This is a genomic window from Pantoea cypripedii, from assembly GCF_011395035.1.
Classification (GTDB): Bacteria; Pseudomonadota; Gammaproteobacteria; order Enterobacterales; family Enterobacteriaceae; genus Pantoea; species Pantoea cypripedii_A.
This window is the reverse complement of sequence record NZ_CP024768.1, coordinates 1,755,179-1,770,525: the sequence shown is the minus strand read 5'-3', so window position 1 is coordinate 1,770,525 and position 15,347 is coordinate 1,755,179. Positions and strand designations below refer to the sequence as shown.

Sequence of the window (15,347 nt, the reverse complement as noted above, 5' to 3'; positions counted from 1 at the left end):
GTTGTGAATACAAAGGGAGCCAGCCGCAGCTAGCGCGAGGATTTTACTAATAACACGATAAAGAGCGGAGCACCGAGTGTGGCCGTGACCACACCAATCGGCAATTCAGCTGAAGTCAGTACCAGCCGGGCAATGATGTCCGCGCCCAGCAAGACCACCGCACCAGCGAGCGCGGCCGCTGGCAGCAGATAACGATGATCGCTGAAGCCACTCATCCGCAACAGATGCGGGATCACCAGCCCGACAAAACCAATGGCACCAGCCATCGCCACACTTACACCCACCAGCCAGCCCATGGTCAGCACCAGCAGATTGCGCCACAGTAACAGCGGTAATCCCAGCTGACGTGCAGAAGTCTCGCCCAACGCCAGCAGGTTGAGCACGCGTGCCGTTGCAATCAGCGCAAGGATGGCAGGAATCAATGCCAGCATCATCCAGCCATAACGCCAGTCAATACCGCTAAAACCGCCCATCATCCAGTACATCAGCTGGCGCAGGTCGAGGCTGGTGCTGAAATAAACCGCCCAGGTCATGACTGCGCTGCAAATAATTCCCAGTGCCACACCGGTTAGCAGCAGACGACTGACAGAAAGATGGCGATGGGCGAAATGTAGCAGGATCAGGGTAATCACCAGCGCCCCGGCCATTGCCGCCAGCGCCAGACTCCATAATGAGCCATTACCGAGCATCACGCCAAGCACCAGGCCAATACCGGCACCATTGGACACCCCAAGCAGCCCCGGCTCGGCCAGCGGATTGTTGAACAGCGCCTGCATAACAACCCCACAGACTGCCAGCGCAGCGCCCACCAGTAGCACCGCCAGAGTACGGGGCAAACGTAATTGCCAGACAAACAGCTGCGCATCGCTGGAGAACCAGCGCGTTGGCGCAATCCAGCTGTCGCCTGCACACAGGCTGACAACCACCAGGATGATAAGTAACGCGCAGAGCGCAATAAGCCAGCGTTGGCTGCGGCGATCTGCCCGGCGGCCCAGCTGATCCAGCAGAGTCATAAATAAGATTGGCTGAGAAAACAGAGATTTGATTGTAGTGAGATTACAGCAAAAAGAAAGGTCACGATTGCGGCGTCAGGACGACGCCGCAGAATCAGGCATTAATTACGTGGCGGAATCGGCTGACCATTGTGGTTATCACGCTGGTCATGATTCGGCTGCTGCTGCGGCTTGTTATTGTGCTGCTGCGGCTTATTATCATGCTGCGGTGGACGTTTCTGCGGCGCGTTATTGCCCGGATGCTGTGCCTGCCAGCCGTTACCGTTCCAGTAACCGTGCGGACCTTTGGTGCCGACACGACGGTTGTGGTGCTGCTGCCACCATGACGGCGAGCGCCAGTCATAACCATCCCAGAAATAACCCCGTTTATCCTGGTCGCCGATATGAATCGACACACCCGGGGTGTTGATGTTTACGGAAACATTCGCATTGGCGAGCAGCGGCATACCTAACAGGATGCTTAATAAAAGTGCTGTCTTTTTCATCAGCTTAACCTCTTGTTTTGTGTTGCCGCTGTTATAACAAAAGCGCGGAAGAGGTCACTATCAGTAAGTGCCGATTTTCATGCTATTTTCCGCGCACTTACGAAATCCTGACATTGTGGAAAAAGCATGGAGAACGGTGATTTTTACGCCAAAATAAAAAAGGCCGCTAAGCGGCCTTTTTGTTTTACTGAAATCAGTCAGCATCCTTGGGTGACGCGTTCTCGACGCGGCTTTTCAACTTCTGACCGGGACGGAAGGTCACCACACGGCGGGCCGTAATTGGAATATCTTCCCCGGTTTTCGGGTTTCTGCCCGGACGCTGGTTTTTGTCTCGCAGATCAAAATTACCAAATCCTGACAGTTTAACCTGTTCTCCGTTTTCCAACGCGCGGCGAACCTCTTCAAAAAATAGCTCGACCAACTCTTTGGCGTCGCGTTTGCTCAGCCCGAGCTTTTCAAACAGGTACTCTGACATTTCAGCTTTTGTAAGCGCCATAGGTTCAATCCCTCAAGGTTGCCTGGAATCGCTCTTTTAATGCCGCAACACATTTGGCAACGGTCGCGGCAATCTCCTCTTCTTCGAGTGTCCGGCTGGTATCCTGCAAAATCAGGCTAATCGCAAGGCTCTTTTCACCTTCGTTTACGCCCTTACCACGGTACACGTCAAACAAGTTTACGCCAACTACCTGATTTACGCCAACTTTCTTACACTCCGCGATGATATCTGCTGCGGGCACGTTTTCAGCCACTACCACAGCGATATCGCGACGGTTCGCCGGGAAGCGTGAAATCTCGCGCGCGTCAGGCAGGACGCGGTCTGCGACCTTATTCCAAAGCAGTTCAAACACTAAGGTGCGGCCGTTGAGATCCAGCTTACGTTCCAGTTCCGGATGAACCACCCCGATAAATCCGATTCGTTCGTCGCGTAAATAAATTGCGGCGCTCTGTCCCGGATGCAGGGCTGGATTCGCTTCTGCACGGAAAGAAATCTCATCCAGTTTGCCAGTTAAATCCAGCAGCGACTCTAAATCGCCTTTTAAATCATAGAAGTCAACCGTCTGACGCGCCAGATCCCAATGCTCTTCATAGCGATTACCGCTTAATACGCCCGCCAGCATAAGATCCTGACGGATACCGAGATCGGCCTGAGTATCAGGAACAAAGCGCAAACCGCTCTCAAACAGGCGTACACGGCTCTGTTGACGGTTCTGGTTATAGACCACCGCACCCAGCAAACCGGTCCACAGGGACAGGCGCATCGCCGACATATCGCTGGAAATCGGGCTCGGCAGAATCAACGCTTCTTCACCCGGATGCAGCAGTTGCTGCATTTTCGGATCGACGAAACTATAGGTAATCGCTTCCTGATAACCTTTATCAACCAGCAGGGTTTTCGCACGTTTCAGCGACAAATCGGCTTCGCGATGTTGGGTCATCACCAGCCCCGCTTTAACCGGCACATCAGGGATGTTGTTGTAGCCGTAGATACGCGCGACTTCTTCAACCAAATCTTCTTCGATTGCCATATCGAAACGCCAGCTCGGTGCAATCGCCTGCCACGCATTGGCAGCAACAGTCACTTCACAGCCCAGACGAGTCAGAATATCGGTCACCTGCTCATCAGCAATCACGTGACCAATCAGACGATCCAGCTTCTCACGGCGCAACGTAATGGTGGCACGCGGTGGCAATGCAGCGGCATCGGTCTGGTCGATTACCGGGCCGGCTTCTCCACCGCAGATCTCCAGCAGCAGCTGGGTGGCGCGTTCAATGGCTTTGTATTGCAGTGCCGGGTCCACACCACGCTCGTAACGGTGGGAAGCATCGGTATGCAGACCCTGACGGCGTGCACGGCCAGTAATCGCCAGCGGATCGAAGTAGGCACATTCGAACAGAATATTTTGCGTTTCTTCATTTACACCAGAATGCTCGCCACCAAAGATGCCGCCCATCGCCAGCGCTTTGTGGTGATCAGCAATCACCAGCGTATCGCTGCTAAGCTTCGCTTCGCTACCGTCCAGCAGCGTCAGGCTCTCACCTTCTTTTGCCATACGGACCACGATGCCGCCATCGATACGATCAAGATCGAAGGCATGCATCGGCTGGCCCAGCTCCAGCAGAACGTAGTTGGTGATATCCACAATCGGGTCAATAGAACGGATACCGCAGCGACGCAATTTTTCACGCATCCACAGGGGCGTAGCCGCCTTCACGTTGACGCCTTTGACGACGCGGCCAAGGTAACGCGGGCAGGCAGCCGTCGCATCAACACGAATCGGGAACGTATCAGCAATGGTAGCTTTCACCGGCTCGATCACCGGCGCATTAAGCGGCAGACCATTCAGCACAGCCACATCACGGGCGATACCAATGATGCCAAGGCAGTCAGCGCGGTTCGGCGTCACACTGATTTCGATAGTGTTGTCGTCCAGTTGCAGATACGCACGGATATCGGTGCCAATCGGCGCATCAGCAGGCAATTCGATAATGCCGCTGTGGTCATCGGAAATACCCAGCTCAGAGAAGGAACACAACATCCCTTCTGACGGCTCGCCGCGCAGTTTGGCCGCTTTGATTTTGAAATCACCCGGTAACACCGCGCCAACGGTGGCGACTGCGACTTTCAGGCCCTGACGGCAGTTAGGTGCGCCACAGACGATATCCAGCAGGCGATCACCGCCGACATTGATTTTGGTGACGCGCAATTTGTCGGCGTTCGGATGCTGGCCGCACTCAACCACTTCACCTACGACCACGCCGTGAAAGGCACCGGCAACCGCATCCACGCCGTCGACTTCCAGACCGGCCATGGTGATCTGTTCAGCCAGCGCAGCGCTGTCCAGGGCTGGATTTACCCATTCGCGTAACCAGAGTTCACTGAATTTCATTGGATAACCTGCCCTTATTTAAATTGTTTGAGGAAACGTAGATCATTTTCGAAGAAAGCGCGCAGATCGGTCACGCCATAGCGCAGCATGGTCAGACGCTCCATGCCCATACCGAAGGCAAAGCCAGAGTAGATTTCCGGGTCAATGCCCACGTTGCGCAGTACATTCGGGTGCACCATGCCGCAACCCAGCACTTCCAGCCATTTGCCGTTTTTACCCATCACATCAACTTCGGCGGAAGGTTCGGTGAACGGGAAGTAAGACGGACGGAAGCGAATCTGCAGGTTCTCTTCAAAGAAGTTGTTCAGGAAATCGTGCAGCGTGCCTTTCAGGTTGGTAAAGCTGATGTCTTTATCTACGATCAGCCCTTCCATCTGATGGAACATCGGGGTGTGAGTCTGATCGTAATCGTTACGATACACACGGCCCGGCGCGATGATGCGAATCGGCGGCTGCTGATTTTTCATGGTACGAATCTGCACGCCAGAGGTCTGCGTGCGCAGCAGGCGGGTTGCATCGAACCAGAAGGTATCGTGGTCGGCACGCGCCGGGTGGTGGCCCGGAATATTCAGCGCGTCGAAGTTATGGTAGTCATCTTCAATTTCCGGCCCGGTGGCGACCGCGAAACCCAATTCACCGAAAAAGGTTTCGATACGATCGATGGTACGGGTTACCGGATGCAGCCCACCGTTTTCTGAACGACGGCCCGGCAGTGAGACATCAATCGTTTCTGCCGCCAGACGCGCATTCAACGCTGCGCTTTCCAGCGTATCTTTGCGCGCGTTGAGGCGATCCTGTACCTGCTGCTTGGCGTCATTAATGACCGCACCGGCAGCAGGACGTTCTTCTGCCGGCAGTTCGCGCAGGGTGGTCATCTGCAGCGTCAGATGTCCTTTTTTACCCAGGAATTCGACGCGCACGGCGTCCAGAGCGGCGATATCCGACGCCTCGTCGATGGCGGCCGTGGCACGGGCCACCAGGTCTGCGAGTTGGGACATGATTTCCTCTTCTTCCAGTCAGGCTGGTCTGTTCTCGTTGGGATCCGTGGATCCAATGTAGTGTCGCCAGAAACAAAAAAGCCTCCACGAGGGAGGCTTTCAGCGCGATTTTTCGTTTCTTTTCTTATGCGCAAAAGCCCCCGGATGTCAGGCGCTAAAGTAAAAAAAGAAACGGAAAATAGCAGCGTGCATGCTTGCGTTACCTTGTCATGATTTCAACGGCACTATTGAAAAGCGCGGCGCGTAAAATGTCAATCTTTTGCGTGGCTTGCGGATAATAAAAAAGGGAGCAAGCTCCCTTTTTTACCTGACTTACGCCAGAGCTGATTTTGCTTTTTCAACAAGTGCAGTAAATGTCACTTTGTCGAATACAGCGATGTCAGCCAGGATTTTACGGTCGATTTCAATGGACGCTTTTTTCAGGCCATTGATGAAACGGCTGTAAGAGATGCCGTTCTGACGCGCCGCAGCGTTGATACGTGCGATCCACAGCTGACGGAACTGACGCTTACGTTGACGACGGTCACGGTAAGCATACTGACCAGCTTTGATAACAGCCTGGAAGGCAACGCGGTATACACGTGAACGTGCACCGTAGTAGCCTTTAGCTTGTTTTAAGATTTTTTTGTGACGTGCGCGAGCAATTACACCACGTTTTACGCGAGCCATGTGAGCTCTCCTGTTTCAATATTCTGATTTAAAAAAAAGTTAACTTATGCGTACGGCAGGCAGGCAATAACCAGACCCAGATCGCCTTTAGACACCAGGCCTTTCGGACGCAGGTGACGTTTACGCTTAGTTGATTTTTTGGTCAGAATATGACGCAGGTTTGCGTGCTTACGCTTGAAGCCGCCAGAAGCGGTCTTCTTGAAGCGCTTAGCCGCGCCACGTACAGTTTTAATCTTTGGCATTTTTACAAATATCCACTTCGCATTGTTAATAAAATGAACCAGACAGGCGAATAAAAAACCGCACAACGCGAACGCTGCGCGGGATTTATTACTTGAAAGCCTACTGTTTCTTCTTAGGTGCGAGCACCATGATCATCTGACGGCCTTCGATCTTCGATGGGAAGGATTCGACCACTGCCAGTTCAACCAGATCTTCTTTCACGCGGTTAAGCACTTCAATACCGATCTGTTGGTGCGCCATCTCACGACCACGGAAACGCAGCGTGATTTTGGCTTTATCGCCCTCTTCCAGAAAACGAATCAGGCTGCGGAGTTTTACCTGATAGTCGCCTTCGTCGGTACCCGGTCGGAATTTAATTTCCTTAACCTGGATAACTTTCTGCTTCTTCTTCTGTTCCTTAGAAGATTTGCTCTTTTCATAGAGGAACTTGCCGTAATCCATAATACGGCAAACCGGCGGTTCGGCGTTAGGGCTGATTTCAACTAAATCTACGCCAGCTTCTTCTGCTTTCTCGATAGCTTCGCGCAGAGACACAATGCCAAGTTGCTCGCCATCAACGCCAGTCAGGCGCACTTCAGTAGCGCGAATTTCGCCGTTGATACGATTAGGACGCGTCGGTTGTACTCGTTTTCCGCCTTTAATACCTTATTCCTCCAATTGGTGAAGATGTCGGCTGCGAATCTCTTGTTGCAGCTTCTCAACAAACACATCTACGTCCATGCTCCCGAGGTCTTTACCACGGCGGGTGCGCACGGCAACTTTACCGGCTTCCACCTCTTTCTCACCGCAAACCAGCATATAAGGGACGCGACGTAATGTGTGCTCGCGGATTTTAAAGCCTATCTTCTCGTTTCTCAAGTCTGCTTTGACACGAATGCCCGCATTTTGCAATTTCTTTGTCAATTCGGTGACATATTCTGCCTGACTGTCAGTGATATTCATCACCACAGCCTGTACCGGAGCCAGCCAGCTTGGGAAGAAGCCAGCGAACTCTTCGGTCAGAATGCCGATAAAGCGTTCCATCGAGCCAAGAATCGCACGGTGAATCATTACCGGCGTCTGGCGATCATTGTTTTCACCAACATAAGTGGCATCCAGACGCTTCGGCAACGAAAAGTCTAGCTGAACGGTACCACACTGCCAGGCGCGATCAAGGCAATCATGCAGGGTGAACTCAATTTTCGGGCCATAGAACGCACCTTCACCCGGTTGATATTCAAACGGAATCTGGTTTTCATTCAGCGCTTCCGCCAGATCCACTTCCGCACGGTCCCACATTTCATCGGTACCGATACGTTTTTCCGGGCGAGTGGAGAGTTTCACCACAATTTTCTCAAAGCCGAAGGTGCTGTACATGTCATACACCATACGGATACAGCTGTTCACCTCATCACGTACCTGATCTTCGGTACAGAAGATGTGAGCATCATCCTGAGTAAAACCACGGACACGCATCAGGCCATGCAGCGCGCCTGACGGCTCATTGCGATGGCAGCTACCGAACTCCGCCATACGCAGCGGCAGATCGCGATAGGATTTCAAACCCTGATTGAAGATCTGCACATGGCCTGGGCAATTCATCGGCTTGATGCAATATTCACGGTTCTCAGAAGAGGTGGTGAACATCGCTTCTTTGTAGTTTTCCCAGTGCCCGGTTTTTTCCCACAGCACGCGGTCCATCATGAACGGACCTTTGACTTCCTGATACTGGTACTCTTTCAGCTTACTGCGTACAAACACTTCCAGCTCGCGGAAGATGGTCCAGCCGTCGTTGTGCCAGAACACCATACCCGGCGCTTCTTCCTGCATATGGTAGAGATCGAGCTGCTTACCGATTTTACGGTGATCGCGCTTCGCGGCTTCTTCCAGACGTTGCAGATACGCAGCCAGCTGCTTTTTATCTGCCCAGGCAGTGCCGTAAATGCGTTGCAGCATTTTGTTGTTGCTGTCACCGCGCCAGTAAGCGCCAGAAATTTTCTGCAGCTTAAAGTGATGACAGAAGCGCATATTCGGCACGTGCGGACCGCGGCACATGTCGATGTATTCTTCATGATGGTACAGGCCAGGATGGTCATCATGGCTGATGTTTTCATCAAGAATGGTGGTTTTATAGTTCTCACCACGTGCGGCAAAGACGTCACGCGCCTCCTGCCAGCTCACTTTTTTCTTGATGACGTCGTAATTGGTTTCAGCCAGCTGGTGCATACGCTTTTCCAGCTGATCAAGATCTTCCTGCGTCAGGGTGTGTTCCAGATCGACATCATAATAGAAGCCGTTATCAATCACCGGCCCGATCGCCATTTTGGTGTTCGGCCACAGCTGCTTGATTGCATGGCCCAGCAGGTGCGCACAGGAGTGACGGATAATTTCCAGACCTGCGTCATCTTTGGCGGTGATAATCGCCACTTGCGCATTGTCATGAATCAGATCGACTGCGTCCACCAACTCGCCATTCACACGACCGGCAATACAGGCTTTCGCCAGACCAGGGCCGATGTCCAGCGCGATATCCATCACGCTTACCGGACGATCAAAACTGCGCTGGCTGCCATCAGGAAGAGTAATTACTGGCATTTCATATCCTTAATTGCAGTGGTAAGCCACACGAAAGCCTACATGCAACATTGAGTTTAAATAAGGGTAACCCGGCGTAATGTCAGACCCACATTGTCGGAATGACGCCTGGGAGATAAAGCGCCGGTGATAATAACAGCTTTCACCGGTGAGCAAAACCCGCAGAAAATGCGCTAAGCCTGCGTCAGCTAAAAAAAAAACCGCTGCGCGGCGAAAGCCAGGCAGCGGTGATCACCTTCAACTGATTACATCGCGTAAGTCAGCTGGATGGTGGTTTTGGTATCCGTACGATCCGGCGCAGATTCCGGCGGATTGTTGTTCCAGGTCACGTTGTAAGCCATTTTCAGCGCGAAGTGTTCGTTGATGGCCACCTGCAAACCGGTTTCGGAGTTCAGGGTGGTATCTTCGCCAAAACTGGTCAGGATGGACACGCCCTGAATAAATTTGGTGGTATCCGTCAGCTGCCACTGGTAGCTCAGCGCGCCATAGCCCAGCGCCTTGGTTTCATGGCCACCGTCGTGGAAATCGTCATAACGCACACCCGGACCGAATTCAGCACGCAGCGAGTGAATCGGACCGCTCATCAGCTGACGACCATAACCGGCTGTCAGTACGTCACGGGCGTCGTAGCCGTTGAAACGGTCACTCAGCCAGCTCGCCTGGCCGAACAAATAATCGGCGCTGTTGAGGTTATAACGGGTACGACCACCAATGTTGTAAGTCTCAGAAGAACGCACATCGTTCGATGAGTTGTTCGCCGCGTTACCCCACAGACTGTATGCAGTACTGGTGCGATACCAGGTCATTGAGGTGGCTGCGCTGAGTGCGGAGCTGGTGGTGTTACCGGTCTGCGCCAGGTAACCCGCTGACGCGCTGCCTTCAAACGGTTTTTTTGCCGTTGAAGGGTCATCCATGGAGGTGAATACGGTGTTATCTGCAAATGCCTGGTGACAAAATGCTCCAACAGAGAGCAAGAGTACAGCGGACAGCTTGTTAAAGGCTTTCATTTAAATGTGACCCGTACGACGGTTTAAAAAGTGATGAGTCTGAAGGGTTTTCCCGGACGATCAACGCAATTTACTGTAAGTTTTGTAAAAAAGTATGAAGGCGCCAGAAAAGCCAGGTTTTGCGCTGAGGCCGCGCCGTTAATGGGATTATTCTCATTAACGGCGCGCATTATAGAGGGCATTTAGCGAAATAGCAGCCGAATTGCTACAAGAATTTTCTGAACGCCTGACAGGAAAATTCGGCCTCATTCTGGCATGCATTGCTGCAAATTCGCTCAATTCATCCCACTGGTCTACGCTGAAATCTGTTCCAGAACAATGAGGTGAAAGATGAGCGACCTGAAACGTTACATTGTGACCATCATTTATCAGGAAAAAGGTCTGAGCGATGTACAATCGCTGAACAGTGCCATGGTCAATGGCGGCTATAACACCACGTTGAATGATGTCGATGGGCATCCGCACGAGCTGGGCACCAACAGTTTTGGTTTGGTCAGTGCGCTGGAAGAACAAGAGCTGGCTGAGCAGGCCGCCGGGCTGGCCTCCGTTGCGCTGGGCGAGAAACCCGAGGTGGCAGTCACCACCCTGGAAGCATTTTTGAAAGAACAATCCTGATTGGTGTGAAAAGCGCGCGTCCACACTGGTTTTGTTCAGGTTTTGAGCGTTACAATTGAACTCAGGCAGCGAATAAAGAGGATTACCCCATGTGGTCAGCCATTAGTCGACTGTTAAGCGAGTATGCCGGCGATGCCGAAATCACCGAGCGCCATGAACTCCCCGGGGGGGATGTCCATCCTGCCTGGCGTATTCGTTATGGCAACCTCGACGTGTTCGTCAAATGCAATACCCGCGATATGCTCACCCTGTTCAGTTGGGAGGCCGACCAGCTGGCGCTGCTGGCGCGAACTCAGACGGTACGCGTACCACAGGTGTATGGCGTAGGTAACGATCGGGATACCAGCTTCCTGCTGCTGGAATATCTGCCGCCCGATCCCCTCAATGAACACACTGCCTTCCAGCTCGGTCAGCAGCTGGCACATCTGCATCAGTGGAGCGAGCAGCCACAGTTTGGTCTCGATTTCGACAACAACATCACCACCACGCCGCAGCCAAATAGCTGGCTACGTCGCTGGTCAGTATTTTTTGCTGAGCAGCGCATCGGTTGGCAGTTGCAACTGGCAGCCGAGAAAGGCGTCAGCTATGGCGATATGGATCTGATCGTTGATTGTGTGCAACGCGTGCTGGCAAACCATCATCCGCAGCCTTCGTTGCTACACGGCGATTTGTGGCCGGCAAATTGCGCCGGTAGTCCCGGTGGACCGTGGATTTTTGACCCTGCCTGTTACTGGGGCGATCGTGAATGTGACCTGGCAATGCTGAGTTATTACGCCGATCTGCCGCGCCAGATTTACGAAGGCTATCACGCGGTATGGCCGCTGGCGGAAGGTTTTTCGCAACGCCAGCCGGTGTACCAGCTCTACTATCTGCTGAACCGCGCTAACGTGTTCGGTGGCAACTGGTCGAACGAAGCACAATTCGCCATCGACCAATTGCTGGATGAGGATGCGGTGATACAACGTCAGGCCAGACCGGCCTGACGGTTTACAGCAAACCGAGCAATTTCAGCACGAAGTAACCGGCAATGGCGATAACAATCGGCAGGATATAGAGCGGAAAGACCTGCAACAGGATGGTATGACGCGGAACGTGGATTTTCTCCTCCAGCTGCGCACGGCTGCGCCCCTCGCTGCCTTTTGCCTGCTCCAGAATCAGCTGGTCTTCAATGCCTTCCTTTATATGGCGTGACTGACGCCACATCCGCGCGCCCGACGCCTGCAACGCAATGCCAACGAAAATCAGAAAATAGATAATCCAGAAACCAACATTTGTTTCCCCTTTAAATTCCGGTACCGGGGAGTTTTGCCAGAAAAAACCGAGAAACGGCGTATTAAACTTCACCATATCAATCATGACATGCACAAAATCGAGCATCACCGCGTCAATACCGGGTTGTTTCTCGCTGTGCTTAAACATGAAGCCTAATATGGAGATAATGGTGGACAAAAGTGCCGGAATAAAAATCACCCAGCCAGCCACTCGCTTAAGGATGGCGATGCGGCCAGCCTGTTGGTAAGTCATGGTGTCTCCCTGAACAGAATAAGATTTGCCCTAAGTCTACCTGTACTGCGGCTTTTTTTCCTGAAAAATGCGCGGCATGGTGGCTGGTCGGTTTTCGTGCTGAGTCGTGTTAAGGTTAGCCAAATTTCAAACGGAGCCGCTGTATGTCATATCGTCGCCCTGTTCTGGCCGCCATCTTTGATATGGACGGATTGTTGATCGACTCAGAACCGCTGTGGGATCGCGCCGAACTGGATATTTTTGCTACTTTGGGGGTAGATCTTACCCGCCGCCACGAATTGCCGGACACCTTAGGTTTGCGCATCGATCAGACCGTCCGTATGTGGTATGAAGCCCTGCCGTGGAACGGACCGGACCAGCAGGAAGTCACCGACCGCATCATTGCACGGGCGTTAACGCTGGTGGAAGAAACCCGTCCGCTGCTACCTGGCGTTGAGCAGGCTCTGCTTTTATGCCGTGAGCAGGGATTGAAAATTGGTCTCGCCTCGGCCTCACCGATGCATATGCTGGAGCGGGTGCTGGAGATGTTTAACCTGCGCCACTACTTTGACGTACTGGCCTCTGCCGAGCAGCTCCCATACAGTAAGCCGCATCCGCAGGTGTATCTCGACGCGGCGGCAAAGCTGGCTATCGACCCTCTGAACTGCGTGGCGCTGGAAGATTCCTTTAACGGCATGGTGGCCAGCAAAGCGGCGCGAATGCGTTCGATTGTGGTCCCGGCAGCCGAGCACCGCGCTGATGCGCGCTGGGCGCTGGCGAATGTCCGGCTGGACTCCCTCACCCAGCTGACAGCTCCCCATCTGCATGGCTGATCGTCAGATCGCCCGCTTAATCAGCGGGCTTTTTTTTGCCGATTTGATCATCGACACAAATAAATAAAACAACGTTTCATTTTTATTGAATTCGTATCCCATCCTGCCTAAGATGCCAACAGACCCGCATCGGGACCTATTCCTTCTTTTATCAAGAGGCCTGAGATGGACGTACGTCAAAGCATTCACAGCGAGCATGCTAAAACCCTCGATACCGCCGCCCTGCGCCGCGAATTCCTTATCGAGAATATTTTTACCCCGGATGATTACACCCTCACCTACAGCCACATTGATCGCATCATCATTGGTGGCGTCATGCCGATTGAGCAGGCGGTTACCATTGGCAGCGAAGTCGGTAAACAATTGGGTGTGAGTTATTTTCTTGAGCGTCGAGAACTGGGGGTGATCAATATCGGCGGCCCCGGTCTGATTGAGGTGGACGGTAAAACCTGGGAAATCGGTCATCAGGAAGCGCTATATGTCGGCCAGGGGACAAAGCAGGTTATTTTTCGCAGCAGCGATGCCAGCCAGCCGGCGAAGTTTTATTACAACAGCGCCCCCGCCCACACCCGCTATCCCGACAAGAAAATCACCCTCGATGACGCCGTCAAAGCGACACTCGGTGATGCTGCCACTTCTAACCGTCGCACCATTAATAAATTTATCGTGCCGGATGTGTTGCCAACCTGCCAGCTCACCATGGGGCTGACCCGTCTTGACGAGGGCAACCTGTGGAACACTATGCCTTGCCACACTCATGAACGCCGTATGGAAGTTTACTTTTATTTCGATATGGCCGCCGACAGCGCCGTGTTCCATATGATGGGCCAGCCGCAGGAAACCCGTCATCTGCTGGTACACAACGAACAGGCGGTGATTTCACCGAGCTGGTCGATTCATGCCGGTGTCGGCACCCAGCGTTACACCTTTATCTGGGGCATGGTCGGTGAAAATCAGGTGTTTGATGACATGGATCACGTCAGCGTCAGCGCGCTGCGTTAAAGCACTGGGGGAAATACCATGATTTTGAATGCTTTTTGTCTTGAAGGAAAAGTTGCGCTGGTCACCGGTTGTAATACCGGGCTGGGCCAGGGGATGGCGCTCGGGCTGGCCCAGGCGGGCTGTGATATTATCGGGGTAAACCGTGCCGGGCCTGATGATACCGCGGAAAAAGTCATCGCGCTGGGTCGCCGTTTCTGGTCAATTCAGGCCGATTTAACGCAGCCAGCCACCGTGCCGCATATTGTGGAACAGGCCGTGGCGCAGGCAGGCCACATCGATATTCTGGTCAACAATGCCGGCATTATCCGCCGTGAGGATGCCCTGAATTTCAGTGAAAAAGACTGGGATGATGTGATGAACATTAACAGCAAGAGTCTGTTTTTTCTCTCTCAGCAGGTCGCGCGGCAATTCATCGCTCAGGGGCATGGCGGTAAGATCATCAACATTGCCTCGATGCTGTCATTTCAGGGGGGCATTCGCGTGCCCTCCTACACTGCTTCCAAAAGTGCGGTGATGGGGCTGACGCGGTTGATGGCCAACGAATGGGCGAAACATGGCATCAATGTCAATGCCATTGCCCCCGGTTATATGGCGACCAACAATACCCAACAGATACGCGATGATGAGTCGCGCAGTGAAGAGATCCTCGCCCGTATTCCGGCCGGACGCTGGGGGCTGCCGGACGACATGATGGGGCCGGTGGTATTCCTCGCCTCCCGCGCGTCTGACTACGTCCACGGCTATACGGTGGCGGTCGACGGTGGCTGGCTGGCACGCTAAGCCTCTCATTTCCCGCGTCATTCTGGCGCGGGTATCGTCTTAAATTCACGCCTGGTTACAGCGTCACATATTCTCATTCACTGGATAAATCCCTATACTGGATGCATCGACAGTTTGCAGCCAGGTTTTATCATGACGGCCGAAGGCCACATCATTTTCGCCATTGCCAGCGCTATTTTTGCCAAACGCGCCGAGCTGACACCCGTGATGGCCAGTGCCGACTGGTGGCATCTGGTGCCTGCTACGTTGCTGACCTGCCTGCTGCCGGATATTGATCACCCTAAATCGGTGCTGGGACAACGCCTGAAGTGGCTCTCTCAGCCGATTGCGCGCGCCTTTGGTCATCGCGGCTTTACCCACAGTTTGCTGGCGGTGGCGGTGAGTCTCTGGTTGTTCCAGATTAATGTTCCCGCCAGCTGGCCAATTCCTGCCGATGTCTTACAGGGCATGACCCTCGGTTATCTCAGTCATATTGTCGCCGATATGCTCACGCCCGCGGGCGTCCCCCTGCTGTGGCCTTGTCGCTGGCGCTTTCGCCTGCCACTGCTCAATAGCCAGAAGGGCAACCAGCTGGAGCGAGCACTCTGCCTGGCGCTGGTGGGTTATGCCCTGTGGTTCCCACCCGGCTTGCCATCTTTTGGTGCAAACGGCTGGCCAGAACAACTGTTCAGCACACTACAAAATGGCGTCGGTCGATTAATTAATGGGCAGAACGAACGATAATCAGACAAAAATCA

The 15,347-nt window shown here is 53.3% G+C and carries 18 protein-coding genes and 1 other annotated feature; of the genes, 6 read left to right on the top strand and 12 right to left on the bottom strand.

The window, feature by feature from the left end; translation table 11 throughout:
• Positions 1-29: 29 nt before the first annotated feature.
• The 11 genes from btuC to CUN67_RS08175 all read right to left on the bottom strand — a co-directional run bounded on the left by btuC (position 30) and on the right by CUN67_RS08175 (position 9,877).
• Positions 30-1,013: a vitamin B12 ABC transporter permease BtuC gene (gene btuC / locus CUN67_RS08225; protein ID WP_208714773.1), complete on the bottom strand. Its 984-nt coding sequence runs from the start codon at positions 1,011-1,013 to the stop codon at positions 30-32.
• A gap of 101 nt (positions 1,014-1,114) precedes the next feature.
• Entirely contained in the window at positions 1,115-1,498 is a 384-nt protein-coding gene (locus CUN67_RS08220; protein ID WP_208714772.1) for a DUF2502 domain-containing protein, read from the bottom strand.
• A 193-nt stretch (positions 1,499-1,691) separates the two neighbouring features.
• Positions 1,692-1,994, bottom strand: coding sequence for an integration host factor subunit alpha (ihfA, locus tag CUN67_RS08215; RefSeq protein WP_021506246.1), 303 nt, complete (start codon positions 1,992-1,994; stop codon positions 1,692-1,694).
• A 4-nt stretch (positions 1,995-1,998) separates the two neighbouring features.
• Positions 1,999-4,386, bottom strand: a complete 2,388-nt coding sequence (gene pheT, locus CUN67_RS08210) for a phenylalanine--tRNA ligase subunit beta (RefSeq protein ID WP_208714771.1) — start codon at positions 4,384-4,386, stop codon at positions 1,999-2,001.
• Between the two features lie 14 nt (positions 4,387-4,400).
• Positions 4,401-5,384 (bottom strand): phenylalanine--tRNA ligase subunit alpha, encoded by a 984-nt coding sequence (gene pheS / locus CUN67_RS08205; RefSeq protein WP_208714770.1) that lies wholly within the window; start codon positions 5,382-5,384, stop codon positions 4,401-4,403.
• A 71-nt stretch (positions 5,385-5,455) separates the two neighbouring features.
• Positions 5,456-5,581, bottom strand: a sequence feature (Phe leader region).
• Entirely contained in the window at positions 5,532-5,576 is a 45-nt protein-coding gene (gene pheM / locus CUN67_RS08200; protein ID WP_121626058.1) for a pheST operon leader peptide PheM, read from the bottom strand. It overlaps the preceding feature by 45 nt.
• Before the next feature lie 115 nt (positions 5,582-5,696).
• The gene (gene rplT / locus CUN67_RS08195; protein ID WP_007892678.1) at positions 5,697-6,053 is read right to left on the bottom strand and encodes a 50S ribosomal protein L20; all 357 of its coding nucleotides are present in this window, start codon (positions 6,051-6,053) and stop codon (positions 5,697-5,699) included.
• Between the two features lie 44 nt (positions 6,054-6,097).
• Positions 6,098-6,295, bottom strand: a complete 198-nt coding sequence (rpmI, locus tag CUN67_RS08190; protein ID WP_010275699.1) for a 50S ribosomal protein L35 — start codon at positions 6,293-6,295, stop codon at positions 6,098-6,100.
• Between the two features lie 100 nt (positions 6,296-6,395).
• Positions 6,396-6,938, bottom strand: a complete 543-nt coding sequence (infC, locus tag CUN67_RS08185) for a translation initiation factor IF-3 (protein ID WP_084874039.1) — start codon at positions 6,936-6,938, stop codon at positions 6,396-6,398.
• A 3-nt stretch (positions 6,939-6,941) separates the two neighbouring features.
• Entirely contained in the window at positions 6,942-8,870 is a 1,929-nt protein-coding gene (thrS, locus tag CUN67_RS08180; protein WP_208714769.1) for a threonine--tRNA ligase, read from the bottom strand.
• A gap of 245 nt (positions 8,871-9,115) precedes the next feature.
• The gene (locus CUN67_RS08175) at positions 9,116-9,877 is read right to left on the bottom strand and encodes a DUF481 domain-containing protein (RefSeq protein WP_208714768.1); all 762 of its coding nucleotides are present in this window, start codon (positions 9,875-9,877) and stop codon (positions 9,116-9,118) included.
• A 330-nt stretch (positions 9,878-10,207) separates the two neighbouring features.
• Here CUN67_RS08175 and ghoS point away from each other — a divergent pair, with 330 nt between their 5' ends.
• Positions 10,208-10,492, top strand: a complete 285-nt coding sequence (gene ghoS, locus CUN67_RS08170; protein ID WP_208714767.1) for a type V toxin-antitoxin system endoribonuclease antitoxin GhoS — start codon at positions 10,208-10,210, stop codon at positions 10,490-10,492.
• Between the two features lie 89 nt (positions 10,493-10,581).
• The gene (locus tag CUN67_RS08165) at positions 10,582-11,475 is read left to right on the top strand and encodes a fructosamine kinase family protein (protein WP_208714766.1); all 894 of its coding nucleotides are present in this window, start codon (positions 10,582-10,584) and stop codon (positions 11,473-11,475) included.
• 4 nt (positions 11,476-11,479) lie between these two features.
• Here the strand turns inward: CUN67_RS08165 and CUN67_RS08160 are convergent, their stop codons facing one another.
• Positions 11,480-12,016, bottom strand: coding sequence for a YniB family protein (locus CUN67_RS08160; protein ID WP_208714765.1), 537 nt, complete (start codon positions 12,014-12,016; stop codon positions 11,480-11,482).
• A gap of 143 nt (positions 12,017-12,159) precedes the next feature.
• On the opposite strand from CUN67_RS08160, the gene hxpB reads away from it, so the two are divergent.
• From hxpB to CUN67_RS08140, 4 genes are all read left to right on the top strand, one after another.
• A complete protein-coding gene (gene hxpB, locus CUN67_RS08155) occupies positions 12,160-12,828 on the top strand; it encodes a hexitol phosphatase HxpB (protein ID WP_208714764.1) in 669 nt (222 codons plus the stop codon).
• A gap of 165 nt (positions 12,829-12,993) precedes the next feature.
• Positions 12,994-13,830 (top strand): 5-dehydro-4-deoxy-D-glucuronate isomerase, encoded by an 837-nt coding sequence (kduI, locus tag CUN67_RS08150; protein ID WP_208714763.1) that lies wholly within the window; start codon positions 12,994-12,996, stop codon positions 13,828-13,830.
• Positions 13,831-13,848: 18 nt separating this feature from the next.
• Positions 13,849-14,610: a 2-dehydro-3-deoxy-D-gluconate 5-dehydrogenase KduD gene (kduD, locus tag CUN67_RS08145; RefSeq protein WP_208714762.1), complete on the top strand. Its 762-nt coding sequence runs from the start codon at positions 13,849-13,851 to the stop codon at positions 14,608-14,610.
• Positions 14,611-14,742: 132 nt separating this feature from the next.
• Positions 14,743-15,333 carry a metal-dependent hydrolase gene (locus CUN67_RS08140; protein ID WP_208714761.1) on the top strand — a complete coding sequence of 197 codons (591 nt, stop codon included), beginning with the start codon at positions 14,743-14,745 and terminating at the stop codon, positions 15,331-15,333.
• The last annotated feature ends 14 nt before the right edge of the window (positions 15,334-15,347 follow it).